We start from the raw sequence: 26665 nt of genomic DNA, 5'->3' as shown, positions 1-26665 counted from the left end.
AGTTAATCGTTTAATAGGTTCCTGTTTTTTAATGTCTGTATATATACGTCTGTTTCAGCGGATACATCCAAAATACCCGCTTTAAATTGGTTCGTTACCTCTTGCTCAATTGCTATCGCCGCCTTGGCAATAACTTCTTCCAATTTCTTTTTAGATTCAATCGCCACTTGGTTATTAAGCCTTGAATTTTCGATTTCATCGTACTTCATCAATACATTGACCACAGTTGAATGCCGAACGAGAAATTTCTCCGCTTCGATTTTATCGCGTTGTTCTAAGAGATGAAAAAGGTGGATTATTTTGTCAATATTCTGATGTATTGCCCGGTTGTTGATTGCTTTGCGCCAATGCAACAATCTTTCAATAAAGAGTTGCGGAGTGTCCAACGTCGCTTGAGGCAACTCTTGTAATCTGTTTCGGGAGGCAGCTGTGGGAATCCATGCCAAGGGACGTACTTCTGCCAACTCTAAACGTTGTAAATAGGGCTTCACGCGATTTAACAGCAGCCCATTCCCGACAACATAAGAAGTAACGTATCCGCCAAGCGTTAACAACATACCCTGCGAAAGAGTCCCAAAAAAATAAACAAACGAAGCGAACAGACCCAATTCAACCAACAACAACGCGACTCCCGTAGCGTACCAGGAACGGATTTTGCTTTTTTTGGCTTGGGATAACATCACAAAGGGGAAGATGTGCACCGGAAAAGGAATGAACATGGCAATGGATATAAATGTCCATGTCAATTGACGTAGCTCCCAGCGTTTTGGTTTCTTCGTTGCAAATCCCATGGTGCAATTTACTTATTTTTCATTAAAAAAACTCGTCCTAACAAAACATGTGCACTAAATGCTGAAACACTGAAAACCGTACCAACGAAACAGACACCTGTCCAACCAGCATACTGCCAACCTACGGCACCTAGATAAGTCCCTAAAGATCCTCCAATAAAATAGCTGACCATGTAAACCGTATTTAAGCGATTAGTAGCATTGGTAGGTAAAGCGAAAAAATCAGATTGATTCATGATATGCGAACTCTGCAACCCCAGATCAATCAAGATGATACCTATTATTAAACCCCAATACGTATATCCCCCAAAATAGATAAACACCCAGCTCAGCAATAAAATTAATAGGGCGTAATAAATTAATTGGTATCGGGTAAACCGTTGCACTAACCTTCCCACAAAAGCCGCTGCCAACGCCCCTACTGCACCAATCAAACCGAACCCACCTACGACGGATGAACCCGCATTAAAGGGATCCCCTTCCATATGAAAAACAAGTGTCGTAAAAACTGCTGACATAGCCCCAAAACCCATTGCACCCCGGAATGACGCGAGCTGCAGGACGGGCTGGGTTTTCGCCAACTGCCATACCGATTGCATCAACGAGCCATAAGATCCTTTAAAATTTGGACGTAATTCCGGCAAATAGCGGTAAACCAACAGCCAGGCCAGTATCATCATACCAGCTGCTATTTCAAACATCGTCCGCCAGCCCCATAGCTCACCGATCACACCACTGAAAAAGCGGGACAACAATATCCCGATTAGTAATCCTGACATGACCATACCAATATTGACCGATTTTTCCTCCGGGCTGGAAAGCTCTGCAGCCATGGGCACAAATAGCTGTGGAATAACGGACGTAACTCCGATAAAGAAGCTAGCAATAAAAAGCCCCATTAGTTGTTGGGCAAAGGCCATAAACAGCAATGCCAGAATAACGAGTGCCAAATCTACCAGAATCAATTTCTTTCGCCATAATTTATCCCCCAACGGCACGATGAACAGTAATCCAAAAGCGTATCCTATCTGGGTCAGCACAGCAATTTTACTCACCGTACTTTCAGTTACCTGGAAGTCCGCCGCGATTAAACCCAAAAGAGGTTGGTTGTAATAGTTATTGGCAACCACCAGACCGGACAAAACGGCCATCAACCATAATATGGCCGACGTAAGTCGAGGATTCTGTGCGTTTGTTTGCATATTCATTCGATTGGAGACAAACATAACCAATAAAAGAAAAGCCCGCAATGTATGCAGGCTCTTCCTTTATAAATTTGACATTTATCACATCTGTTTTTTATATATATAATGTTCCGCTAAATCACCTGTGATTTCGTTACCATCTTGATCTAACTGAAACAGCATATGTTCGCCCACTTTAAGCTTAATATCCGTATCTTCCCCCTTCAAATGCACGACAGATCCATTATTTTTCCACTCAAATGTTCCTTTGTCTTCAAACTTCACGTCCCTTTCCAGATATTCACTACGCATTTCAAACGTTTCATCTTCACGGAGAACCAATACTGTTTTAATACCCGGACAATCTGCGCACGGTAAAGTTGCTTCGTAGGTTCCCATCCAATCAATAGCGTTTTGGGAATTATGTGCCGGATCGGGATTTTGCGTCTCCAGCGGCCTCGACACCATTTGGTCTTCCAAAGAATCTTTTAGCTCTTCCGAGCTCGTTTGCGAATTATTGGGCGACGTACAAGCTGAAAAAGCACATACTGCAAGGGCCACATAAAACAATTTTTCCATAACTTTTTTAGTTTTATTGACAAATACAAATATTGCGCCATGCTTTCCTAAGCCTCTTCATTTTTTGTCTTGACACAAAAAACGAAGCAAAACCGAACGAAGTAAGCTCATGGATACCAAAATAAACACGATTTTTTGGTTCTTTTTTCTAAAAAAAGAACCATGCTACCCTTCCCAACGTACCTTCTCGGCTATAGGCGATCTTACCGGCTCACGCGGTTCACTGTTGTGATGGCCCATATAGAAAAGTCCAACGCATTTTTGATGGTCTTCTAAGTTCAAGAACGATCCTAAGTGATTAATAAGACCCGGGGAGGCCCAATAGCCCCCAATATGGAGCGAATGTGCTGCTAACCACATATTTTGCACAGCACAAGCCGTAGCCGCTAGTTCTTCCCACTCGGGAAGCTCTCCCGTGTAATTCACAACAATAGCAATCGCAACATTAGACATCGTCGCCTTCTTTGCCATATTTTGTTCCGCCAGTTCCGTATATTTTTCGGATGGCGTGATTTCTTTATAAATCCGGCTCAGCTCCGCGCCTAAACGATTTAATCCATCCTTTTGAAATACCACAAAACGCCACGGTTGCGTACGCTTGTGGGTGGGCGCAGCATTCGCTGCTTCCAAAATAGTCAGGATATCCTCGTTGGAAATATCTTCGTCGGTAAAACTATTCTGGTTTACTGTTCTTCTGCTATGAATAGCTCCTAGTACTTCGTTGCTCATATTTTTTTCGTTAATCATTACTTGTTATTCACTATCTAACTTATCACTTATAATTCATCACTCATTTTCCGCTTCTTTCTTCCCATACGCTAGCAATATGTAAAATGGTCAATACCGCCTTTTCCATATCCTGCTTGCTCACCCACTCCATTTTACCGTGGAAGGCATGCCCACCTGCAAATACATTCGGACAAGGTAGTCCCATAAATGAAAGCCGGGAGCCATCCGTGCCCCCACGTATACTTCGCCGTTCGGGCGTAAGTCCGACGCGTTTGATAGCTTCTAACCCGATCTCCATGACCTCCGGATGCTGGTCGAGGACTTCCTTCATATTGCGATATTGCTCTTTAACATCGAACGCGTAGGTCGAACCCGGATAGCGTGCCACCACGTTCTCTACGATACGTTGTAAAATAGCTTCGTATTCCTTCAGTTTCGCTGCATTATGATCTCTGATAATAAAATTGATTTCGGCCTTGTCTGCGCCTCCACTTATCTCTGTTGGATGAATAAAGCCCTCCTTTCCAGCGGTTGTTTCCGGCGATAACTCGTCCTTCGGCAAATCGGCGATAATCTCTGCTGCCAACTTCAGCGCACTAACCATTTTTCCTTTGGCGAAGCCCGGATGTACAGAAATGCCTTGAATAACGATTCGTACGCCATCTGCCGAAAATGTCTCATCTTCAATGGTGCCAGCCCTTTCTCCATCGATGGTATAGCCAAACTGCGCGCCCAGCTTCTTCAAGTCGACATGATCAACCCCCTGTCCAATTTCTTCGTCCGGGGTAAACAATATTTTAATTTCGCCGTGTTTTATTTCCGGATGGCTCATCAGCAAACGCGCAGCGTCCATAATCTCTGCTACACCGGCTTTATCATCTGCTCCCAGTAGCGTCGTACCGCTAGCGGTGATAATATCATTACCAAATTGATGCTGCAAATCGGAATGTTCGCTATATTTAATAATAACCGACGGATCATCCGGCAATACCATATCCTGACCTTGGTAGTTAGTATGTACGAGCGGTTTCACATCTTTCCCCGAACAATCCGGCGAAGTGTCCACATGGGAGCAGAAACATATAACAGGGACTTCCCGATCTGTATTCGCCGGAATAGTTGCATAAACATAGCCGTATTCGTCAAGATGGGCATCCGTTATTCCCATTTGTTGCAACTCCGTCACTAAAAGCCTACTCAAATTCTTTTGTTTTTCCGTAGAAGGAAAGGAAGTCGCATGGGGATCGGATTCCGTATCAATCTGAACGTAGCGCATAAAACGTTCCACCACTTGAAAATCGCTTACCTTATTTATGTCAAAATAAATCATACATACTTGTAAATATCATTCAAAGGTAGAAAGTTTTGCAGTTTTTTCTCAAATTTGCAGCCTAATTACACAACATCTATGTATCGAAGTATATTGGCTCTACTATTGAGTTTCTCTTTTTCGACTGTCTTTTCACAGGAAAAGCTTTTTAAGATTGACTATAAACTCGCGCTGTCTTCAGAAACACTTACGCAAACTGACACAACAGAGGACAATTCTCTTGACTTGTTATCAGCATTGGCAGCAGCATTCGGTGAGGATGACACACCACAAGTACAAGCTTGGGTAAACCAAAATTTTATCCGGGTGGAAACGCAAGGTATTACGCAGAACAACCAGATTCAAATTACCAACCGCAACACAGAAGATTCGTATATGCTCTACCCTTCTATGCAGGCCTATACTAAAACCGCCGATGCGACAGATAAAGTAAATATCCATGAAACTGAGGATGACATCACCGTTACGAGCACGGCTGATTTGCCTATACGTTTCGTCGCGGACACCAGCAAGACCATCGCCGGCTTACTCTGTAAACTGGCCGTCTTGGAATTTGATTCAGATGAGTTTAATGCCGCTCTCCCGCAAGACACAAGACTGGAAATCTGGTATAATGAAAGCCTCCCATCCTTATACTGGGGAGAATATGCCTATCTCAAAAATATTCCAGGCGCAGCATTGTATATTGGTGCTTTCGGAATCGGTATCGAAGCCAGTGCCATCGATGAAATTGATTTTGACCCATCCCTCTTCGAAATTCCCGAAGACTATACGTTACAAGAGAATATTTATGCCCTCAGCTTCTTTGACATGCCACTAGGCCATAATCTGTATGCGTTCCAGGATTCCACAAGCCATCTTATCGGTATCCGGGATGACAGCCAGCAGGTCATCGTGGAACCAAAATACGCTTCCATCAATGAATTTATAGGAACACGCGCCATTGTCACGAATCCGGATTTCCAATATGGTATTATTGATATAAACGGACAGGAAGTTGTACCCTGTACGTGGGAGTACTTAGCTCTGGATCCTGAACTTGAGATTATATTCTTCTCTATAGATGGCAAAACGGGGGTCATGGATTACAACCGAGAAACGCTTATTCCTGCTCAATATGACCATATTTCGTTCTTTTCAAAAGATTACGCTTTATTTTCCGAAGACGGTAAAACGGGATTAATTGATCTAGATGGCAAAATCGTTTTACCTGCAGTTTTTGAAACCATCATGGAATACGACGAAAGCCACGTCATCATCATCGAGAACGAGCGTTATTATGTTGTCGATATACAATCGCAGCAAAAGACCACAGCTGGACACGATTACCTACTGCTGGCAAATGAGGGTGACTTGGTAGTAGCTCTTCAAGACAATAAGTACGGCTACATTACCAAAGATGGAAAAATAGCCATTCCTTTTAAATATGAATACGCTACCCCATTTTATGATGGCATAGCGGCGATTAACGAAACCGATGATGACGACGTGTTGTATATCAACACCAAAGGGGAGTATGTGCAGGTGGAGGAAACGGAATAATCCGTAAATAACTCGTGATATTTAACCAAAAGGGCGGCTATATGGCCGCTCTTTCTTATTTTTGAAGCATGACCGACAAGTCTTTTCATATAGCGACGCTACATCGCGGACGATACATGTTACTCCTTTTGGCAGGGGTCTGCATTGTTACTGCTATCGCTTCCCGACTTCCTATATCCGAAATCATTAAGATTCTCACGGTGTTGGTTAGCCTGCCTTTACTGATTTTCTGCAGCACTAAATGGAGCAAAAACAATTCAGTATGGACGATACAACAGGGAGAGATCAGGATACGATTTCAGAACCAGCAAGAGGATTCTTTTCTATTGGAAGACATTAAGTACCTACGCAATGTACCTCGATCCGGCGGCAATCTTGTAATGTTTTTTTTTAAGAAAGACCAAAAAACAAAAAGATACTGGCGTAATAAATTATTTGAAAAAGCCGATGACCTTAATGCACTCGTCCACACGATAAAGCAAGAGGGCGTCGAATATTATTATATGTAATGAAAACAAAACTACTTTTATCTTTTTTACTACTTTTCCATAGTATTTTATTTGCACAACGGGCAGGATACTGGCAGCAGGCGGTCGATTACAAAATGGATATTGATGTCGACGAAACAAGCTATCAGTATCAAGGAAAAATGGCACTGAAATATACCAACAATTCCAATCAAGCGCTTAAAAAAGTATACTTCCACCTATATTTCAACGCATTCCAGCCAGGAAGTATGATGGATTATCGATTAGCGAACATCGCTGATCCTGATTCGCGGATGACGACCAACATCGGCACAGCAGCAAATCCGAAGTTCCAAAGTCGGATTGCCACGTTGACACCGGAACAAATCGGTTATCAGCACATACACTCACTCACGATGAATGGGCAGCCAACTTCGTTCCAGGTCGATGGCACCATACTGGAAGTCACCCTGCCGACCGAGATCCAAAGCGGAGAAACGGCGACATTCGACATGAGCTGGGAAGCACAAATCCCTGAACAGATACGCCGTAGCGGTCGAAATTCCAAGGAGGGCGTTGCTTTATCAATGACACAATGGTATCCTAAGATGGCACACTTTGATGAGTTTGGATGGCATTTAGATGAATATGTAGCGCGTGAATTTATCGCACCTTTCGGCAATTTTGATGTTACCCTAAACCTGCATAAAGATTATGTCGTGGGAAGCTCCGGCGTTCTACAAAATCCGTCGGAAGTAAAAGGGTATGACAAAAAAGCCAAGATAATTTCTGCTAATGGGAAAGCTACATGGCATTTCAAAGCCGAAAACATCCATGATTTCGCGTGGGCGGCCGATCCAAAATTTGTCGTCGATTCGACCAAAAGTAAGGGGGGAGTGACGGTATATACCGTTTATCTGCCAGCTAACAAACAGGTGAAAGAGAACTGGAAAATTGCACAAGAATTGGCAGCTGAGTTTTTTGATTTCTGCACCGAACGATTTGGACCATATCCGTGGCCAACATATACCATTGTACAAGGTGGCGATGGCGGTATGGAATACGGCACGGCAACTTTAATCACAGGCAACCGGGAAATAAAGAGTTTAGTTGGGGTCATTTTCCACGAAGCAGCTCACTCTTGGTATCAACATCTATTTGGCATCAACGAAACGGTAGACGAGTGGTTTGACGAAGGCTTTACAAGCTATGTCGAAGAATTAGCTTTCCAAAGTTTGTTCGAAAAAAGAGGCCAGTTAGACACGAATCCAGTAATCAATGCTTATCGATCATACTACAAGCTGGCTTTATCCGGCAAGGAAGAACCCATGAGTCTGTTAGCCGATTATTACAACACGAACTATGCGTACAGCCAAGCAGCCTACAACAAAGGGCAAGTGCTTGCCCAACAATTAGGCTATATTATCGGCCAACAAAACTTGGACAAAACGTTTTTGAAGTTTTATGAATTATGGAAATTTAAACATCCGACCGCTAATGATTTTAAACGCGTCGCCGAAGAGGTATCGGGTATTAATCTGAAATGGTACTTTAACCTATTTATCAATACTACTCGTACCATCGACTATGCCATCGAAAAGGTAGATGACAACGAGATCACACTGGTCAACAAGTCTAACCTTGCCATGCCTATCGACCTACTGGTAGAATACGAAGACGGCAGCACCGAGCTGTTCTACATCCCCCTACGCGAAATGCGTGGTGAAAAACCCGTAGAATCCTTTGCGATCTACGATGGCGTGCAACGCACGGTATTGGAAGACTGGTTCTGGACCAAACCAAGTTATACCTTACAGACAAATAAGAGGCCGGTTAAAGTGCAGCTAGATCCATCGTTACGATTGGCAGATATTGAATCCGAAGACAATAGTTGGGTAAAATAGGGAAACAAAAAGGCGTAGCGACCATCCTGATCACTACGCCTTTTTGTTTATAAGCAAATCCTACCGGGATTATTTTTCCCACCACACCTTGGTGTGAAAATCGTCTGCTCCCATTTGTTCAACCGCTTTCGCATAATTTTCCGGATTGAAACGACGAACCTCGTTTTTATACATAAAACGACTAGGCATCACGCCATTATGAAACATATATGGCGTTGTTGGCAACTCCGGATAACCTGTACGACGATATTCGAACCATTGCTGGTAATCTACCATAAACAATCCGATATACTTCTGGAACATGATCCGTTCGAGTGTACCATCAAATTTAGCGGCCTCATTATCAAAATAGTCGGCAGGAACCGCAGCACCATACTGCTCAATAGATGCTTTTACACCGGCTTCATAAGCCGCCTCCGCTTCTTCCAGCATGCCTAATTCCAGATATACCTCCGCCTTTATAAATTCCACTTCCGAATACGGCATCAAAATTTCCTTAATCGGTGTGCCCACTGACTCTGGGAACATCAAATCACCATTTGGCGTGCTAGGATTAAACTTATAGGCAGATAAGTCGCCCGAGTGTCCGGCAGGAATACCTTTATAACCTATTTTAACAAGTTTCCCATCCACCAATTCAGACGCTTCTGTCATGATAAACGGACGACGTGGATCATTCAATTCATTCAGGTTCTTAACGAAGAACTCAGCCATCGCAGTAAAATTTACATAATCTTGCCTCCTTCCCCAAGCATAATCATAAGGGGCCAATCCGGTGATCTCCACAAACGCCCCTTCGTCATTCGAGGTAAAAATCGGATATTCTGTAGGGTTATCTAAAATCGCTTTGATCTTCTCGGGAGCATTTATACGTTTGGACTGACGCAGATAAAAACGTAACAATAGTGAGTTATTAAACTTACGCCATAAGTCTTTTTTGTTGTTGTACAACAGGTCCGCACCATCCATATTAGAATCTTCAGTATACAGCGCGTTAGCTTCTTCTAAAGCCGAGATCATATCCGCGTAAATCTGTTCCTGCGTATCAAATTTTGGCTGACCGACCCCCTCCTCCGCCTGCAGCGCCTCCGAAAAAGGCACATCACCAAAGCTGTCCGTTAAGATCCCAACAATATATGCTTTCAGCGTCGTTGCCACCGCGGCGTATACCGGACTATTGGAAGCGATTGCCGCCGCTTCCATCTCTCGTACATTGCGTAAATAGCGGTAACAGGTATTCCAAGTGCCATCACCGGACGTCTCTGTGAAATAATAGCGGTGTACCCCGTTTGCTGCGCTCGGGTTGGACAATCCGGTCTGCATAATTTCCCAAGTAAACCCATTGCTTCGTACCGTGAAATAAGTTGACATCCCATAAATCGTAGGTGTCAGTAACGTTCCAGGACTAGCCGTTTCAACTCTATTGGGGTCTGTATTTAACTCATCAAAATGTTTGGTACACCCACTCAGCCCAATTGCGGTTGTAAACAATATCGCCGCACTAATATGTTTGATTTTCATTTTTGTTCTTTTTAAAAGTTAGCTCTAAGATTGATACCAAAGGTTCTTGTACTTGGCATTTGTCCCATTTCGATCCCCGGCATAATGGTCGCGCCGTTTAACGCTGCGGTCTCCGGATCATACATCGGAAAATCAGACCACATAAACAAGTCACGTCCAAAGAAGGCCACAGATGCACTATTCATTTTCCAGCGGGATACTAATGCTTTTGGCAAACCGAATTCCAAGCGGACCTCCCGCAATTTCAGGTAGGATGCATCAAAACTATTCGTCTCCAAATTGGCTCTGCGGTAATAGTCACCGTACCACGTATTAATCGGCGTGGCTGTCGTATTCGGGCTATAGGTGCCGTCACCGTTGTCCACCACACCTTCCCCTACTATCGTTCCTGTCTCACGGCCCTTTAAGGTATGTCCTAACTTTCCTTGTTCGGTCATTTTATGATGCGATTGTGAATACACAATACCGCCATATTGTCCATCCAGAAGTGCACTTAACGAAAAGTTCTTATAGCGAAATTCGTTATAAAACCCTCCCCGCCAGTCGGCATAAACATTGCCGATATTCACTTTATCAGCCGGTCTCACAGCCAAGCCGGTCTCTCCGTCGTATAGAACATCTCCGTTTTCATTACGGACAAGGCCATACCCCCATAGATCGCCGGTTGATCCACCAACCACCGCTCTAAGCTCAGCAACACCATTTCCGCTAGTAGAAATAATTTGGTAGGGTGTCTCTACGCCCTCCGTAAGTTCCAAAACGCTATTGTCGTTTGTAGACCAGTTTACGGTCGTTGTCCACTGGAAGTCGTCGTTTCTAACAGGCGTTCCAGACAAACTTAACTCCCAACCTTGGTTACGGATTAATCCGCCATTGATCCACGCAAAGCTATAGCCTGTGGTCACATCAAGCGGCACCCGTAACACTTGGTTTCGCGAGCGGTTATAGTAAAAATTCACATCTGCCGTCAAACGGTTGTTCAGAAATGCGAAATTTAGACCAGCTTCTGTTGACGTCGATATTTCCGGTTTCAACGCCGCATTATGCAGTTCCGATGGTGCACCCACTGAGCCTGGGAACTGAGACGTTTCAAAATATTTAATTGTTTTATACGGATCAGCATCTGTTCCTACCTGCGCCCAGGACAAGCGTAACTTAGCAAAAGATATCGCTTCCGGCATCGGCATCAATTCGCTCAACACAAAACTACTACTCACCGATGGATAGAAATATGATCTATTATTCGAAGGCAAGGTAGACGACCAATCGTTACGAGCCGTCAAATCCAAAAAGATTCTATCTTGCCATGACAAGTTCACCAATCCGAATACGCTCTGTATTTCCTTTTTCGTCAAATAATTTTCAGCCATCGCATTGGTCAGCGCATTACTCAACTTATAAATACCGGGAGATGTCAGGCCTCTGGCTACTCCTGCACTCTCTTTCATATTACGCTTCATCACATTTCCCCCTACTGACGCACGGATACTGAAATCTTCGTTCAGATTATTATTGTACGTTAATAATGCGTCCGTATTGGATTCGATGTAAAATAAATCCTGTTCTTTATAATATCCTTTTGGAAAGTTGGCCGTATCGTAAGGACGACGTTGTGCCCGGGCATCAGAGCGCATATTTATACCTGAACGGATCATCAGCTCCCAGTTCGGATTGAATGTGTACGCTCCCTGCAACATCCCGTCAAGGCCATGGCTGGCTAAGCTATTCGTCATTTCATGGGCAATAACAAAGGGGTTTTCGATATACGAACTAAAAGGATGTATTTGCTCGATGTTCTCTCTTCCCGCTTTCCACATTGGGCGATACCAGTTTAAATCAATACTCGGATTCTGAAAGATCATAAAATAAGCGATCGACTGGTTGTTATAGCCCGTTCCAGGGAGGTTATCGCTGCTTTTATTTGTATAATTCGCTTTAAAATTGATTTTCAGTTTATCGCTTAAATTCGCCGAACTATTCAAAGAAGCCACAATACGTTCAAATCCCGTGTTTGGCATAATCCATTCATTCTTAGTGTGTGTTAAGGATGCCCTTGAGGTGAAGTTGTCGTTTCCACCATCAAAAGCCACACTGTTCATAAATGTCGCGCCTGTACGGAAAAAACCTTTGACACCATCTTTATACGGTCGCCAAGGCGTCCGGACGGATCCCTGCCCCTCAGTCGCGGGATCGTACTGAAAGTATTCCTGTCCATCGAATTTCGGCCCCCAAGCACTAGAAGTTCCTCCTGTATGTGCGCCATCGTCACTCAGTTGATAGGAGTAATATTGATCTCCCTCTGCATTACGGTTTAAATTTCCCTGTCCATATTCATATTGAAAATCTGGCCATTTTAGCACATTTTGAAAACTGCTGTTTGAATTGACCGTAACACCGATTCCCTGCGCATTCCGTTTGCCAGACTTGGTGGTAATGATCAAAGCGCCATTTCCGGCCCGGCTACCGTAAAGAGCGGTCGCAGCCGCCCCTTTTAATACAGATATAGATTCAATATCATCCGGATTGATATCACCCAAGCCATTTCCGAAATCCACCGGAACATCTTTATCAGGTCCAGTAGACCCCGCACCATAAGCATCCGTCACGCCAGAGCTAAAACGACCGTTCACCATCGGTACCCCATCAACGACAATTAAAGCCTCATTTTTCGTCGGGTCTAAAGATCGGTCTCCACGAAGGTTGATACGCGCCGTATTAAGAGGCCCAGAGCTCGCTTGTGTGATATTCAGACCGGCGACCTTACCTTTCATGGCATCTACCCAGTTGCTGGGTATGGCTTCCGTCATTTGCTCTCCACTGATTTTTGTCACAGCATAACCCAGCGACTTCTCCTCTCGCTTGATCCCTAAGGCGGTAACGACTACCTCAGAAATTTGCTGATCCGTCGCGTGCAATGCAACGGTTGCATTTGTCGTCGCTTCAGTCCAATCCCGAGTCAATGTCTGATAGCCGACACTCTGAAAAGTAATGTCTTTTCCAGGCGTTACCTGTACGTTAAAGCGCCCTTGATTATCGGTTGATCCCAATATCCGTCCTTCCTCAAGAACGGTCACACCGGCCAGCGGCGACCGTGTATTATCATCCAGTACAGCTCCTGAGACCGCTATTTTTTCTTGATCCAACCATAAATGCTCTTTTTCCGTTACGGTAAAAGAATGCGTTAATTCGGGCGAAAACCCAAGTCCTATCAAAAGTAAAAATGCCCGGCCGGTGCGGCTCGATCGGCGATAGAACGACGAAGTAACTGTTTTCATTTCTCTCATAATAAACACCTGTATACAGAATATTCTGTAATCCAACGGGGGCAAAGCTAGGTACGCAAGATTAAGAGTGTGTTAATAAATTATTAACAAAAAATACAACAACGACATATGAATAGGAGCTTAAACGGATCAATATGCTGCGTCAATGCAAACAAGAATTTGCGTAAATTTGCAACATGATTTACTTCCATATCCCATTTTGTAAGCATGCCTGCCATTATTGCGACTTTCATTTCAGCACATCGCTGAAATATAAAGATGCGTTACTCCAGGCGTTAGAAAAGGAAGTAACATTACGTGCACATTACCTCACGGACAAAATCATACCATCGATTTATTTTGGGGGAGGCACCCCCTCTTTGCTGACAGCCGACGAAATTGAGCGTCTTATTAATCAGGTTGCCACACATTTCGATATTGCAAACGATGTCGAAATAACCTTAGAAGCGAATCCCGATGATCTAGACAAGGCAAAGGTACAGGCCCTTCGACGCACGCCCATCAACCGTTTCAGTATTGGGATACAATCCTTTTATGAGGAAGATCTACGTTGGATGAACCGCGCCCACAATGCCACTGAGGCCGAGGCCTCCATTAAGCGGGTACAAGACGCGGGGTTCGAAAATATCACGGCCGATCTTATTTACGGCTATCCATTGCTTACGCATACTAAGTGGACAAATAATATACAAAAACTACTGCTTTTTGAGATCCCACATATCTCTTCCTATGCCATGACAGTAGAGCAGAAAACAGCACTTGCCCATTTTATCCGACAGGGGAAAACCCCTCCCATGCAAGAAGCACAGAGCGCCGAACAAATGAGTATGCTTATCGATACCTTAACGAAAAACGGATTTGAACATTATGAAATCTCGAATTTCGCTAAAAACGGACAGTACGCTAAACATAATACGGCCTATTGGCAGGGTAGACATTATCTCGGTATCGGCCCCTCAGCACACTCGTTTAACGGAAAATCCAGAAGTTGGAATGTAGCAAACAATGCACGCTATACCGAAGGTATAAACCTAGAAAAACCCGTTTATGAAACGGAGAATCTATCTCGCGAAGATCAATTTAACGAATACGTCATGACCTCCTTGCGGACGATGTGGGGTATCGATTTGGAGAAAGTCATACATGATTTTAGCAACGAAATGGCACAACAGCTCCAAACGCAAATTGCTCCTTTTATCGAACAGCAGCATGTGGAGCGCGTACAAGGACGCTTTTTTAAATTGACTGCAAAAGGAAAGCTAATGGCAGATTATATTGCATCGGAACTGTTTATTATTCCGTGATAGCTACCTCATAAGTCGTCTCTAAATTTAAAAATCATCAAATATTACCTCTATTTTTATAAAATTGTAAAAACAGCAAGCTTTAAACGTTGTATTTTTGCCAATTTTTCAAATTCATATCGTTTTATATAGAACATTTAATATGTTTGTACCGTAATCATCTATAACAATAAATTATGGTACCATTCACTACTTTTGAGCAGGAAATCAAAAGTTACCAACAACAGCAGAATGCAGCTGCTCGTCTCGCTGAAATCGTCAGCGATCTATGGATCAATCAAGGTGTTGAACTCGTCTTATTCCGAAATAAGATTCTTCATCAACGCCCTAGCTCGCTTCTCCATCTACATAGTCATAACGCCATTTTAACAGGTACAAAAGTGAGGATTTCTGATGTACTGGAAGTAGCGGGGATTATCCAAGAAATGGAGCTTCCTCCCGCTACTATTGACCTAGGAACGCTAACAATGGATTTCCGAAAGCAACAAGACAGCGAAGATTCAATCTACTTATTTGTTCGTAAACGGCTAGCCTCCGCTATACGCCACCAACCTTTCCCAGCTAAGGATGTTGTGCTGTATGGCTTTGGACGTATCGGACGATTGTTGGCTAGAGAACTCATAAATACCACCGGAGATGGCAAACAGCTCCGACTTCGCGCGATTGTGGTACGCGAAAAAATAGATACGATCAGTTTAAGGAAACGTGCGAATTTGTTAAAACGAGATTCCATTCACGGCGATTTCGAAGGCACCGTGGACATCGATAATGAAAAGAACGCACTTGTAATCAACGGCATCACGGTCTATGTGCTGTCTTCCACTGCACCGGAGGATATCGACTATATCGCTTATGGCATCCAAAATGCACTCGTTATAGACAATACAGGAGCTTTTCGAGAGCAACGGGAATTGGAACGTCATTTAAAGGCGAAAGGAGTCGACCAGGTGCTGCTGACGGCTCCAGGAAAAGGTATACCCAATATCGTCTACGGCATAAACGAAAGCGATGTCTCACCGGGCGAAACCAGCATATGTTCCGCAGCATCCTGTACGACAAATGCAATTTCGCCTGTGTTGGCAGTCATTGATAAGGAACTAGGCATAACCACCGGTCACGTCGAAACCATACATGCTTATACGAATGATCAGAACCTCGTTGACAATATTCATAAAAAATATCGTCGAGGACGTGCTGCAGCTTTGAATATGGTTATTACAGAAACCGGGGCGGGCATTGCTGTATCAAAAGTATTACCTTCACTCGCTGGCAAGTTGACGTCTAATGCCGTCCGGGTACCGATACCAAATGGCTCGCTCGCTATATTACAATTGGAAGTCCAACAGGCGTGCACCGCCGAGCGTATTCATAACATCCTATTAAACGCCGCATTAGGAGGGCCGCTGGTCGAGCAAATCAAATATGAAAATAATCCCGAATTAGTATCTGTGGACATTGTTGGTACTACCGCAGCTGCTGTAGTCGACGCTCCAGCCACGATTGTATCTTCTACTGGCAAAAATATTGTTATCTATGTCTGGTATGACAATGAATATGGCTATGTTAACCAGGTCATGCGTCTCGCCCGACACCTAGCGGGAGTCAAGCAATACCGTTATTACTAGTGTTTCCAATTTTCAATTTTTTCTATAATCAGGCAACGGGCTTTTTTCGAAAGAGAAAGGTCCGTTCCTCAAATTAGGCCCTCCGTCTCCAAATACTTCATAATAATCTGTGTCGCGCCGGCTTTTTCCCGCACATATTGTTCGGCGGCTTCTCCTGCGATAGTCCGCCTCTTTTCATTGGACAAGGCTTGCGCAATAGATTTCAATTCTTCGGCAGTTCCCACTTGAAAACCGCTTCCAACCGCTATAAGATCCACCGCCTCTTGGAAACGTGTATAATTAGGTCCAAAAATAACCGGAATGCCATAGGTTGCGGCTTCCAACGTATTATGAATCCCTACACCAAAACCTCCACCTACATAAGCCAATTGTCCATATCCATACAGCACCGAAAGCATGCCAATATTGTCAATGACCAAGACCGAGGCTTTTTCTATTTCAAACGTCGTATATGCAGCAAAACGAGAGAAAAACAATGCGTCAGGAAACAATTGTTTAATCTCCTGCAAATGGGCTTCGTGGATTTCATGCGGAGCCAGTATCATTTTCCAACCCTGTTGGGTCGCCAATAATTCCGCTAATAAACGTTCGTCAGGTGTCCATGTGCTTCCGGCCACCAATACCTGTGCATGATCGCCTATAAATTGTTCTACTTCCGATATGGGGCGGCGGTGTCTAGGTAGTTCGACCACCCTGTCAAACCGGGTGTCCCCTGCAAGTCCTGCTTGTCTGATATGAATAGCTCTCAACCAAAGCACCGAATCCGTATTCTGGGCGAAGAAAAAATGAACTTGTTTCAATATCCCACGAAAGAATCCACCGTACCATTTAAAAAATACCTGCCCTTCCCGAAAAATTGCAGAGATAACGAATAAAGGGATATTACGTTTATTAAGTTCGCGAAAATAATGATACCAGTACTCATATTTGGTGAAGACCGCAAATTTGGGTTTGAGAATATCTAAAAAGTTTCGAGCATGGGTTGCCGTATCTGTAGGCAGATAAAACACATAGTCCGCTAAAGGTGTGTTTTTTCGGATTTCATATCCCGACGGGGAAAAAAAAGTGATGACTATTTTTTCGTTCGGGTATTTTTTTTTGATAGCCTCCATTACGGATCTTCCCTGTTCAAACTCACCCAATGAAGCGAAATGGAACCATATCGGTCTAGTCCCCTTTTCAATCGTTTGTTCGATGTGATCGAATACCCTTTTACGCCCATCTACCCACAATCTAGCCTTTCTGTGAAATGGCGAAATCAAGCGTAATAGTACGGTATAAAGGCCTATTCCTATATCGTAGAGAAGACGCATGTTGATAAAACCTAAATAAATTTATTTATTTTGCTCTCCTCTGTCAACAAGAAAAAATGTTACAGAGGAAAATATGCTTATATTCGTCAAAGATAACACTAAACTACAAAGAAATATTGGTTCGTGGATAAACAAGAAAGGAAACGTATACTCATAACAGGCGCAGCGGGTTTTCTAGGCTCGCACTTATGTGACCGCTTTATTGCCGAAGATTTTGATGTCATCGGTATGGACAATATGATTACAGGCGATCTCCGCAACATCGAACACCTGTTCAAGCTTCCCAATTTCGAGTTTTACCACCATGACGTTTCTAAATTTGTACACGTTCCCGGTAAATTGAATTTTATCCTACATTTTGCATCTCCTGCGAGTCCGGTGGATTATCTACGTATTCCGATCCAGACCTTAAAAGTAGGCTCGTTGGGCACACACAATCTTTTAGGATTAGCCAAGAGCAAACGCGCCCGGATTCTGGTTGCATCGACCTCGGAGGTGTATGGAGATCCTCTAATTTCGCCACAATCAGAAGAATACTGGGGGAACGTCAATCCCGTAGGGCCTCGCGGCGTATATGACGAAGCAAAGCGCTTCCAAGAAGCCATCACAATGGCTTACCACAACGTTCATGGACTAGATACACGTATCGTCCGAATTTTTAATACCTACGGGCCTCGTATGCGCCTAAATGACGGACGAGCGTTACCCACCTTTATCGCACAGGCTTTACGTGGGGAGGATCTTACGGTTTTTGGAGACGGAAATCAGACACGTTCTTTTTGCTACGTGTCAGACCAAATTGAAGGCATATTCCGTTTATTGTTTTCAGATTACGCACAGCCCATGAACATTGGCAATCCGGATGAACTGACCATCAACAATATGGCAAGGGAAATCATCTCTTTAACAGGCAACCAATCGAAGATCCGTTATGTACCGTTGCCCATAGATGATCCGAAGCAGCGGCGTCCGGATATCCGTAAAGCGCGGCGGATTTTGAACTGGACCCCCACCGTTAATCGTAAAGAGGGGCTGCTCCAGACGATAAATTATTATCAGCAAATGCCGCCGGAGGAATTAAAACAAAAAAACTTTACATACTATAATCAAGAACAATGAGCAAAATATTGGTAACTGGGGGAACCGGGTATATCGGTTCCCACACGGTAGTAGAATTACACAACGCTGGTTATACACCGGTTATTATTGACAACTTATCCAACTCGAATGTCCAAATTTTGGATCAGATAGAGAAGATTATTGGTGTACGCCCGGAATTTCATCAGTTTGATTTAAGTAATGAAGCTAAGGTAAACGCTTTTGTTCAAGAAAATCCAGCTATTTCCGGCATTATTCATTTTGCGGCCTCAAAAGCGGTGGGAGAATCGGTACAGAAACCACTCAAATATTACCGCAACAATTTTTTCTCGCTGATTAATCTGCTGAACGCCTATCAAGGTAAGAACATCAACTTTGTATTTTCTTCCAGCTGTACAGTTTATGGCGAGCCGGATACCTTACCCGTAACCGAATCTGCACCGGTAAAAAAAGCAGCGTCACCTTATGGCAATACCAAGCAGATTGCCGAGGAGATATTGGAGGAAACAGCTGGCGCCTACAATAATTATAATTTTATCGCGCTGCGTTATTTCAACCCAGTAGGCGCACATGCATCTGCATTGATCGGCGAACTTCCCATTGGCGTTCCACAGAATCTCTTGCCTTTCATTACGCAGACAGCGATTGGTAAACGAGAAACATTAACGGTGTTCGGGGGCGATTACGACACGCCGGATGGTTCTTGTATCCGTGACTACATTCATGTAGTGGATTTAGCGAAAGCGCATGTTGCCGCCATCCGTTTATTGGAAAAAGGAAACCCCAATGGCAACTACGATGTATTCAATGTGGGCACTGGAAACGGTTATTCCGTATTGGAAGCTATTGCAGCTTTCGAAAAAGCGTCCGGACAGAAGCTCAACTACGTAGTAGGTCCTCGCCGCGAAGGAGATATCATCAAAGTTTGGGGAGATGTGACGAAGTCGGCTGAGCAATTGGGTTGGAAGGCCGAATTGGGTATTGACGAGATGATGGCATCGGCATGGGCATGGGAAAAGTACTTAAAAGAAAATCCGATTGGATAAAGTACAAGCTGGGGCAATTCGATTATTGCCCCACGCATTATGATCTCTTCTTATACGCCGCTCCGTAGTATTTCTCGTTGAAATGCAGGTTTGGTGTCAACCAATACAATTGGATAACCCGGGAATATCTAAAGTTAACTCCCGCTAATATAACTGCTGTTAATAAACATGCCGTTAAATAAAGCCAAGGCGATTCCGAACCTCCAGATAGCACGGATACAGCAATGCAAACAGTCACAAATTCCGCAACGTTAAGCGCATAACTAACGAACATGGCGACATAGAAAAATCCGGGCTCCATTTCAAACTTCAATCCGCAATGCGGACAGTTCTTATTCATTTTCTGCCCTTTCAAACGAAACATGCCTCCTTCAAAAATTTTCCCAGTTCGGCATCGGGGGCATTTACAGTGTGTTGCTGCTTTAAACTTGCTAATCGTATATGTGCTGTTATTTTCCATTTATACACTAATTAAATATGCTTTTTCCTAAATTCTTCCGGTGTTACCCCTTCTCCTTTTTTAAAGAACTTTGTAAAGTAAGAATTGTCATTAAAATTAAGTTCGTAAGCAATCTCTGCTATCGTATAATCCTTAATCACCAACAAACGTTTTGTCTCCAGCAGCACCCGGTTTCGGATAATTTCACCAGCAGATGAACCTAATATTTCTCGGCACAGTGCATTAAGATGATTCGGCGTGATATACAGCAATGCCGCATAATCTTTTGGCAATCGCAGTGACTTATAATTCAGCTCTATCAAGTTTAAGAAGTTACGCAATAACGTATGATTGTATACATCGTCTCGCAATGCCAGAGGTAAATCGCGTTGCTTTTCCAGTAGATGGAAGATATACAACAGTGAAATACGCGCAAAATCCACATCGCGCATGTATGTTTGCAAACGCTGAAATGTATCTACAATCAGTTCTCGTTCTGCGCCCTTCACCATAAATACCTCATCCCGTACCAATCCCGAGAAAAAAGAAAAGGAGCCAATATAATCCGGGCGTAACAAAAAGGTTTTGAAGAAATTCTTATCAAAGTTAACCACAAAGCCATCCATCTCTCCTTCGAAAGACCAGGTATGGATTTGACCGGGCGACATAAAATAAATCTGCCAAGGGACAATTTCAAATGTTTCAAAATCAATGGTATGCTTCCCTCCCCCTTTTGTAAAGAGTAACAAATGGTAGAAATTATGGCGATGCGGAAAAACCAATTTTTTATTTCGGGCTAAATATCCTGCCAAATCCTCCACTATAATACCTTGTTGGACATTTTCCGAAACGGTACATTGCTCTATGATAGGCACTTTTGAAACCATATACAAAGATATGGCGATATTTCCATAAATAATGGTGGAATTACGGGTTTTAATGGTATTTTTTATGGATTTCAAAGACACAGCCCTACCACGGAGGTAAGGCTGCATTCATCATTGTGATTCCTATCCTAAAAACTATTGCACTTGATAATCCGGATTCTGGGTTAATTTAGGATTTCGTTGTAGTTCATCCATGGATATTGGCCACAGAAGATCCGACTCTTTGAATGTAGCACCGGAGGCATTGGTAGCACCCACTAAAGGCTGGAAAGTGACATGTCCCTTTTGACTGGCCGAAATATTGGGAAATTGCTGAGTACGCAAACAATCATCCCACATTTTAAATTCCAACGGAAGCTCTCGCAGACGTTCCTTCCATACCTCTTCCACGAACGCATCAACACCCATTCCTTCTAACTCACTGGTATATTCGGCAACTGTCTTACCATTAATATCCGCGCGTGCTTTTATTTGAGCAAGGTAGCCTGCTGTTACGTTATTAACGCCAATCGTTCTGGCATTGGCTTCCGCAGCGATTAATAGCGCCTCTGCATAGCGATATAAGTTCCGATCTTTGGTGGATCTACCTGAAGTTAACAAAGCTGTTTCGTCAAAATAATACCATACACCGGCGACCTCCGAAGACCATTTCTGACCGTTATTCGGATTCGTATATTCCCAATGATAAAACTGATTCGGTTGGATCCGCAGATCTTGTTCGTCATAGACATTTAAAAAACGATTCGTCGGACCGTATACACGCTCGAAGATAGCATACGTTCCGAATACGGATACAGCGGATGAACTAAAGGCATAAGTAGGCCACCATCCACCATGACTGATCGTCTCATCAAATTCATACGAATAGATTACCTCCGGTAGATCATCCGAAGTCCGCAACTTGTTGTATGCACTGTTCATCGCTAAATCCTCGTTCAGCGTTAGCTCGTGGGGAGAATCAATGACGATCTGTACGGCATCGGCAGCGTCTTCGTATTTACCCTGTTGCAAATACACATTAGCTAGTGCCATTGCGGCAACATACCGCGTCAGCCGATAACCACTTTGCACGAACATACTAGATGGTAACACGTCCACAGCTTCCTTCAAATCTGCCTCTATCAACGCATAGACCTGTTCCTCTGCCGTACGTGGGAGATATAAATTATCCTCTAAAGACGAGTACATGGTGGTAGAAAGAGGGATTGCACCAAACATTTTTACCAGATAAAAGTAATTGAACGCCCGAAAAAATTTAGCTTCGCCAATAAGCCGGGAACTCAAGGCCTCATCCATTTCAATTTCTGGAATATAATTTATCGCGCCGTTGGCTATATTTATTGCCTGGTAGGATTCATTCCATATACCATTCATAGTATTGGACACGATCCGAGTGTTCTCTTGTCGTGACAATAACCGGGAATACTGAGCGATCAATTCCTGACCTTCATAACTGTTAGTAAAGTATCCCGTCAGCATTGGAGGAACAGAAGCCGACGGTCCTATATACGCACTAGCGGCAACCCCGTACCTTACCGGCGCTCCCATGCGGTACAACGTATTGACATTTTCCTGCGCCTGCGCTGCATTTTGATAAAAAGAATCAAGCCTTTGGTTAGACCGAGGATCTTCCTCCAAGAACTTATCACATGAGTTCAGACTCAACACCCCAGCACATACAACTCCTAATAATATATTTCTCGTTTTCATATTCTTTTTATTTTACAATGTAAGATTTACTCCGAATGTGAACGTTTTCGCCCGCGGGTAGGCAAAGAACGTCATATTTTGTCCAAAAACATTCTCCTCTCCCTGTGAGGTGCTTTCTGGATCGTATCCCTGAAAGTCTTTTGCCATAAATAACCACGGATTATTTGCACTTGCGAATAGTCGTAGTGATGAGATCCCCATACGTTTTGCCATATCTGGTTCAAAAGTATAGCCTAGTTGTAAAAGATTTACACGCAAATAAGAACCATCAACGATCCACGAGGAATCCACATTTGTATCTTGCCCGGCATGGCCACTGTTCGTCAGGTAAACAGCCTGCTGCATTGTATTGGGGTTTGCCCCATCGTATGCATCGGTCATGATTGACCGTAAGCCGTTTGTGATACCAAAACGATCATATGTTGAATGGAAAAACTGCTGCATCGTCTCTATGCCGTATACAAACTGTAGGTCGACTGTTAGATCAAAATTACGGTAAGCAAAGTTATTAATAAAACTTCCTGTCCAATCAGGCATCCCTTTTCCAAGAATCTCTTGTGTAGAAGATCGTCTCGGCCGGCCAATACTACTCTCTTCAATTTCACCATTTTGGAAATCTTCCATCGTATAGATACCATCACGGCGATAACCATAAAAGCTGTTCAGGTTTTCTCCGACGCGTATAATGCTGTTCGGTCCACCAACCCAACTGTTCAACAAAATATCTTCATCATTTTCACCTAGACTCAGAACCTCGTTTTTATTATAATTCATGTTAAGCGTGGAATTCCATACAAACGCATCATTTCGCACGGGAGTTGCAGTCAACATAAAATCCATTCCCCTATTTCTGACAGAACCAATATTTTCCATGACTGACAAAAATCCTGTCGATCCCGGGAGTGGTCTTGCCAAGAGTAAATCTGTCGTCGTTCTATTGTAATAAGAAACATCAAAGTTCAGCCGGTTTTGAAAGAGGCCTAATTCAAATCCCGCATCCCAAGTACCCGTTCGCTCCCACCGTAGATTTTCGTTCGCCATCGTATTTACATATGCAATACCTTGCCTAGAGTTGTTTCTCAGGATTGTGCCCGCCGCAACATTGGCAATTGCCGAATATGGATCGATCTCCGAGTTCCCTGTCAAGCCATAACTAGATCGCAATTTCAAATTGCTGATGTAATCTACATCTGCCATAAAATCTTCGTTAGAGACATTCCAAGCTACACCCATCGACGGGAAAAATGCATATTTATTTTGCGCACCAAATTTCGACGATCCATCCTGTCTTCCCGTCACCGTCACTGAGTAACGATCATTGTACGTATACGCTGCTCTTAAAAAATAAGAGTGCATACCCCAGCGATCCCAAGCAGATTGTGGTGGTGCCGGAATTGTTCCAATTCCCATATTATACCATTGAAAAAAATCATTACTAAAGCCTTCTGTACGAGAACCATCGTAATTAGACGTACGTTCCTGCCAAGAAATACCTGCCATCGCATTTATGCGGTGTTTATCAAACGTTTTATTATAGTTCATATACGTTTCCTGTTGCCAATATAGGATGTCCTCGTGCTGCACTTCCGCCCAACCATTAGGCATGGAAATATTGTTGAGCGTGATGGATGAATATCCTCTGTAGGTTCGTTTATGATTGTCTACACCGAACTGCGTTTTTAAATCTAATCCATCAGCTAAATGGAAGGTTAATGCTGCGTTACCAAATATCTGTGTATTGGAACGGGTACGATTTTGTAAATCGAGGATAGAGACTGGGTTAGACATTCCTTCAAAGCCAAGACGATTGTTGACGGTAGACGACGCCGAATGTGTATACTCCCCATTCGGTTGTCTGACCGGAAGCCACGGCAACATCTCGATCATCGTCCGTCGCGCTTCCTGGCCTCCTCCATCTTCCGGTGTATACCGTCCCCAAGTATGATTCACCGTCAGGTTAATCGCTGTCGAAAGCCAGTCTTTTGGCTTCGAATCGTACGCTAATTTCCCGTTTATCCGTTTGTTGTCTGTGTTCATCACGATTCCTTGCTGGTCGGTGTAGTTCAGGAAAGCGCCTACAGAAGAATTTTCGTCGCCTTGTTGTATATTAAGCTGATGATTATGCGATAACGATGTGCGTGTAGCCTCTCGTTGCCAGTCGGTGTTATAAAGAGGGTTTCCGCTAGCGTCAAAGTAATCGGGATCATTAAACCAGTCTGCCCTGTCAAGCGACCAGGTTTTGCCCTGCCAACGATTTTCGTTTTCCAATCCGATCATGAAAGTCTCTACCCATTCATTGGCATCAAGCAGATCCATATAGCGTTGTGGTGAGCTCGAACTGACCGATCCCATATAGCTGATGGTTTTCCGTCCATCTTTACTTCCCCGTTTTGTCGTTACGAGCACGACACCGTTTGCTCCCCGTGCACCATAAATGGCTGCCGAAGAGGCATCTTTCAAGACCTCAATCCGCTCGATGTCATTCGGGTTTAATAAATGAAAGTTTTCCATCACAACGCCATCTACTACGTAAAGCGGGTTTGACGAGGTGTTTATAGAAGCTACCCCGCGTATAACAACACGGTTAGCATAAGCGCCCGGCTGGCTAGAATTAGAATAAATATTAACACCAGCAGCCTGCCCCCTTAAGTTTTCGAGGGCACTAAAATTTTGTGCCTTAACCATTTGTTCGCCTTCCGCAATAGATATGGAACCTGTGACATCTGATTTCCGCATCGTACCGTAACCCACAACAACCACTTCCTCCACCATCTCCTGAGCCAAGGTTAGCGAAAATGCAATTGGTCCCGTACCGACCACGTCCTCTCCAGGCAGGTATCCTACAAAGCTAGCAACCAATGTCTGCCCCTCACTGGCTGTTATTTCAAATCCCCCTTTTTCATCGGTCAGGACAGATGTGCTGGTTCCTTTGATCGTAATCGTAGCGCCGGCAATAGCGTTTCCAGTGGAGGCATCTCTAACCACTCCAGATACTGTACGCTGAAGAGTTTCTTTACTTTTCTCTAGCGGTTGGTGAGAGGAAGGCATCGAAGCATTAGCGGCCCCTGTGCTCACCATTCCCGCAAAAGCCAAAGGAATTACCCAAAAACGGATTTTTCTCCGTTTGAATTTGTTCATTTGTATCATATAATATAGTTTAGTTTATAGTATTTAGACGTCGTACAAATCGCTTTTCTCATATTCATTAATAAATCACAAGGGATATGTTTTCATATAACAAACACTATTTTAATAAATAAGTTTTTCAGAAAAATACGTTAACATTTATCACAAAAGGTGGAAAGCTCGTCTGATAGCAGTAAATCATAAGATAAAAACAATAAATTCGCAATATGTCATTACATAAGCAGCCCGAATTGAAGGAAGCCGTCTTAAATCTTCCGCAAAAGGAAAAGGATAAATTGCTGGTTCGACTTGTTGGCAAAGACAAGATGTTGATGAAGCAACTCCATTTCCAATTGCTAGAAGACCAAGTTGACTTGGAAGACCGTATCGAGAAACTCAAAGAGAGATTAGCTCTTCTCTTTGCAGATGGCAGAAATACTGTCAAGAATATTCCGGTCTACAGCAACTACAAGGAGCTTCAGAGTCTTATCCGACAAGCCAGTGGCTTGGTTAACGAACATGAAAAGATAACAAAAGACAAATACAGTGAGATTGATTGCCGTATCTTCATCTTAAATGAAGCTTTCCGACGTTTCCCCCGCCTGTTTGAGAAATCGGCTGTGCACAGTGCCTTCAAGTTGCATGATTATGTGAAAGCACGTGTCAAAACGACCACCAATAAATTTGAAAAACTGCACGAGGATTTGCAGTTTGATTTACAAGAATCCATGGAGGAGATGATGGCTTTTGCGATGGAGCGTGATTTGGCGTAATGAAGGTAGTAGA

Annotated in this window: 20 protein-coding genes; 8 read left to right on the top strand and 12 right to left on the bottom strand. The window is 43.5% G+C overall.

Annotated features, from left to right (window positions below; genetic code table 11):
- Positions 1–2: 2 nt before the first annotated feature.
- The 5 genes from C5749_RS11200 to pepT all read right to left on the bottom strand — a co-directional run bounded on the left by C5749_RS11200 (position 3) and on the right by pepT (position 4613).
- A complete protein-coding gene (locus C5749_RS11200) occupies positions 3–791 on the bottom strand; it encodes a hypothetical protein (RefSeq protein ID WP_105726064.1) in 789 nt (262 codons plus the stop codon).
- Positions 792–799: 8 nt separating this feature from the next.
- Entirely contained in the window at positions 800–1993 is a 1194-nt protein-coding gene (locus tag C5749_RS11195) for an MFS transporter (protein WP_105727005.1), read from the bottom strand.
- 84 nt (positions 1994–2077) lie between these two features.
- Positions 2078–2554, bottom strand: a complete 477-nt coding sequence (locus C5749_RS11190) for a copper resistance protein NlpE (RefSeq protein ID WP_105726062.1) — start codon at positions 2552–2554, stop codon at positions 2078–2080.
- A 165-nt stretch (positions 2555–2719) separates the two neighbouring features.
- A complete protein-coding gene (locus tag C5749_RS11185) occupies positions 2720–3283 on the bottom strand; it encodes a nitroreductase family protein (RefSeq protein WP_105727004.1) in 564 nt (187 codons plus the stop codon).
- A 61-nt stretch (positions 3284–3344) separates the two neighbouring features.
- Positions 3345–4613: a peptidase T gene (gene pepT / locus C5749_RS11180; RefSeq protein ID WP_105726060.1), complete on the bottom strand. Its 1269-nt coding sequence runs from the start codon at positions 4611–4613 to the stop codon at positions 3345–3347.
- A 78-nt stretch (positions 4614–4691) separates the two neighbouring features.
- Here pepT and C5749_RS11175 point away from each other — a divergent pair, with 78 nt between their 5' ends.
- From C5749_RS11175 to C5749_RS11165, 3 genes are all read left to right on the top strand, one after another.
- Entirely contained in the window at positions 4692–6155 is a 1464-nt protein-coding gene (locus C5749_RS11175) for a WG repeat-containing protein (RefSeq protein WP_105726058.1), read from the top strand.
- A gap of 68 nt (positions 6156–6223) precedes the next feature.
- Complete coding sequence (locus C5749_RS11170) at positions 6224–6664, top strand: hypothetical protein (protein ID WP_146113739.1); 441 nt, start codon at positions 6224–6226, stop codon at positions 6662–6664.
- Positions 6664–8526, top strand: a complete 1863-nt coding sequence (locus C5749_RS11165; RefSeq protein ID WP_105726055.1) for a M1 family metallopeptidase — start codon at positions 6664–6666, stop codon at positions 8524–8526. The genes C5749_RS11170 and C5749_RS11165 overlap by 1 nt, the downstream gene beginning before the upstream one ends.
- A 69-nt stretch (positions 8527–8595) precedes the next feature.
- Here C5749_RS11165 and C5749_RS11160 read toward each other — a convergent pair whose 3' ends face one another.
- Together C5749_RS11160 and C5749_RS11155 are read right to left on the bottom strand one after the other, a co-directional pair.
- Positions 8596–10047: a SusD/RagB family nutrient-binding outer membrane lipoprotein gene (locus tag C5749_RS11160; protein WP_105726053.1), complete on the bottom strand. Its 1452-nt coding sequence runs from the start codon at positions 10045–10047 to the stop codon at positions 8596–8598.
- Positions 10048–10058: 11 nt separating this feature from the next.
- Entirely contained in the window at positions 10059–13331 is a 3273-nt protein-coding gene (locus tag C5749_RS11155; RefSeq protein WP_245893728.1) for a SusC/RagA family TonB-linked outer membrane protein, read from the bottom strand.
- Between the two features lie 176 nt (positions 13332–13507).
- On the opposite strand from C5749_RS11155, the gene hemW reads away from it, so the two are divergent.
- Together hemW and C5749_RS11145 are read left to right on the top strand one after the other, a co-directional pair.
- Complete coding sequence (gene hemW / locus C5749_RS11150; RefSeq protein WP_105726051.1) at positions 13508–14635, top strand: radical SAM family heme chaperone HemW; 1128 nt, start codon at positions 13508–13510, stop codon at positions 14633–14635.
- 176 nt (positions 14636–14811) lie between these two features.
- Positions 14812–16260 carry a glyceraldehyde-3-phosphate dehydrogenase gene (locus C5749_RS11145; protein WP_105726049.1) on the top strand — a complete coding sequence of 483 codons (1449 nt, stop codon included), beginning with the start codon at positions 14812–14814 and terminating at the stop codon, positions 16258–16260.
- Positions 16261–16328: 68 nt separating this feature from the next.
- Here the strand turns inward: C5749_RS11145 and C5749_RS11140 are convergent, their stop codons facing one another.
- Positions 16329–17573, bottom strand: a complete 1245-nt coding sequence (locus C5749_RS11140) for a 3-deoxy-D-manno-octulosonic acid transferase (protein WP_105726047.1) — start codon at positions 17571–17573, stop codon at positions 16329–16331.
- A 123-nt stretch (positions 17574–17696) separates the two neighbouring features.
- Here C5749_RS11140 and C5749_RS11135 point away from each other — a divergent pair, with 123 nt between their 5' ends.
- Entirely contained in the window at positions 17697–18692 is a 996-nt protein-coding gene (locus tag C5749_RS11135) for a UDP-glucuronic acid decarboxylase family protein (RefSeq protein ID WP_105726045.1), read from the top strand.
- Positions 18689–19717 carry a UDP-glucose 4-epimerase GalE gene (gene galE, locus C5749_RS11130; RefSeq protein ID WP_105726043.1) on the top strand — a complete coding sequence of 343 codons (1029 nt, stop codon included), beginning with the start codon at positions 18689–18691 and terminating at the stop codon, positions 19715–19717. Before C5749_RS11135 ends, galE begins: the two co-directional genes overlap by 4 nt.
- 37 nt (positions 19718–19754) lie before the next feature.
- On the opposite strand, the gene C5749_RS11125 is transcribed toward galE, so the two are convergent.
- From C5749_RS11125 to C5749_RS11110, 4 genes are all read right to left on the bottom strand, one after another.
- Positions 19755–20057, bottom strand: coding sequence for a DUF983 domain-containing protein (locus C5749_RS11125; protein ID WP_342748702.1), 303 nt, complete (start codon positions 20055–20057; stop codon positions 19755–19757).
- 131 nt (positions 20058–20188) lie between these two features.
- Positions 20189–21151, bottom strand: coding sequence for a helix-turn-helix domain-containing protein (locus C5749_RS11120; protein WP_245893727.1), 963 nt, complete (start codon positions 21149–21151; stop codon positions 20189–20191).
- Between the two features lie 27 nt (positions 21152–21178).
- On the bottom strand, positions 21179–22753 hold the full coding sequence (locus C5749_RS11115; RefSeq protein ID WP_105726039.1) for a RagB/SusD family nutrient uptake outer membrane protein: 1575 nt from the start codon (positions 22751–22753) through the stop codon (positions 21179–21181).
- Positions 22754–22765: 12 nt separating this feature from the next.
- Positions 22766–25891, bottom strand: coding sequence for a SusC/RagA family TonB-linked outer membrane protein (locus C5749_RS11110; protein ID WP_105726037.1), 3126 nt, complete (start codon positions 25889–25891; stop codon positions 22766–22768).
- A gap of 215 nt (positions 25892–26106) precedes the next feature.
- On the opposite strand from C5749_RS11110, the gene C5749_RS11105 reads away from it, so the two are divergent.
- On the top strand, positions 26107–26652 hold the full coding sequence (locus C5749_RS11105) for a hypothetical protein (RefSeq protein WP_105726035.1): 546 nt from the start codon (positions 26107–26109) through the stop codon (positions 26650–26652).
- Positions 26653–26665: the final 13 nt, after the last annotated feature.

Source organism: Sphingobacterium gobiense (genome assembly GCF_002980575.1).
In the GTDB taxonomy this organism is placed as follows: Bacteria; Bacteroidota; Bacteroidia; order Sphingobacteriales; family Sphingobacteriaceae; genus Sphingobacterium; species Sphingobacterium gobiense.
Note: the sequence above shows the minus strand (reverse complement) of the source record. Positions and strands in the feature narration are given on the sequence as shown.

What these genes read in the sequence shown, in the direction of transcription:
- C5749_RS11165 (WP_105726055.1), top strand. Translation starts at nt 6,664, where the DNA reads ATGAAAACAAAACTACTTTTATCTTTTTTACTACTTTTCCATAGTATT.
- galE (WP_105726043.1), top strand. Translation starts at nt 18,689, where the DNA reads ATGAGCAAAATATTGGTAACTGGGGGAACCGGGTATATCGGTTCCCAC.
- C5749_RS11190 (WP_105726062.1), bottom strand. Translation starts at nt 2,554, where the DNA reads ATGGAAAAATTGTTTTATGTGGCCCTTGCAGTATGTGCTTTTTCAGCT.
- C5749_RS11120 (WP_245893727.1), bottom strand. Translation starts at nt 21,151, where the DNA reads ATGCAGCCTTACCTCCGTGGTAGGGCTGTGTCTTTGAAATCCATAAAA.
- C5749_RS11175 (WP_105726058.1), top strand. Translation starts at nt 4,692, where the DNA reads ATGTATCGAAGTATATTGGCTCTACTATTGAGTTTCTCTTTTTCGACT.
- C5749_RS11125 (WP_342748702.1), bottom strand. Translation starts at nt 20,057, where the DNA reads ATGAATAAGAACTGTCCGCATTGCGGATTGAAGTTTGAAATGGAGCCC.
- C5749_RS11145 (WP_105726049.1), top strand. Translation starts at nt 14,812, where the DNA reads ATGGTACCATTCACTACTTTTGAGCAGGAAATCAAAAGTTACCAACAA.
- C5749_RS11195 (WP_105727005.1), bottom strand. Translation starts at nt 1,993, where the DNA reads ATGCAAACAAACGCACAGAATCCTCGACTTACGTCGGCCATATTATGG.
- C5749_RS11185 (WP_105727004.1), bottom strand. Translation starts at nt 3,283, where the DNA reads ATGAGCAACGAAGTACTAGGAGCTATTCATAGCAGAAGAACAGTAAAC.
- C5749_RS11115 (WP_105726039.1), bottom strand. Translation starts at nt 22,753, where the DNA reads ATGAAAACGAGAAATATATTATTAGGAGTTGTATGTGCTGGGGTGTTG.
- C5749_RS11155 (WP_245893728.1), bottom strand. Translation starts at nt 13,331, where the DNA reads ATGAGAGAAATGAAAACAGTTACTTCGTCGTTCTATCGCCGATCGAGC.
- C5749_RS11160 (WP_105726053.1), bottom strand. Translation starts at nt 10,047, where the DNA reads ATGAAAATCAAACATATTAGTGCGGCGATATTGTTTACAACCGCAATT.
- C5749_RS11105 (WP_105726035.1), top strand. Translation starts at nt 26,107, where the DNA reads ATGTCATTACATAAGCAGCCCGAATTGAAGGAAGCCGTCTTAAATCTT.
- C5749_RS11170 (WP_146113739.1), top strand. Translation starts at nt 6,224, where the DNA reads ATGACCGACAAGTCTTTTCATATAGCGACGCTACATCGCGGACGATAC.
- hemW (WP_105726051.1), top strand. Translation starts at nt 13,508, where the DNA reads ATGATTTACTTCCATATCCCATTTTGTAAGCATGCCTGCCATTATTGC.
- C5749_RS11200 (WP_105726064.1), bottom strand. Translation starts at nt 791, where the DNA reads ATGGGATTTGCAACGAAGAAACCAAAACGCTGGGAGCTACGTCAATTG.
- C5749_RS11140 (WP_105726047.1), bottom strand. Translation starts at nt 17,573, where the DNA reads ATGCGTCTTCTCTACGATATAGGAATAGGCCTTTATACCGTACTATTA.
- pepT (WP_105726060.1), bottom strand. Translation starts at nt 4,613, where the DNA reads ATGATTTATTTTGACATAAATAAGGTAAGCGATTTTCAAGTGGTGGAA.
- C5749_RS11110 (WP_105726037.1), bottom strand. Translation starts at nt 25,891, where the DNA reads ATGAACAAATTCAAACGGAGAAAAATCCGTTTTTGGGTAATTCCTTTG.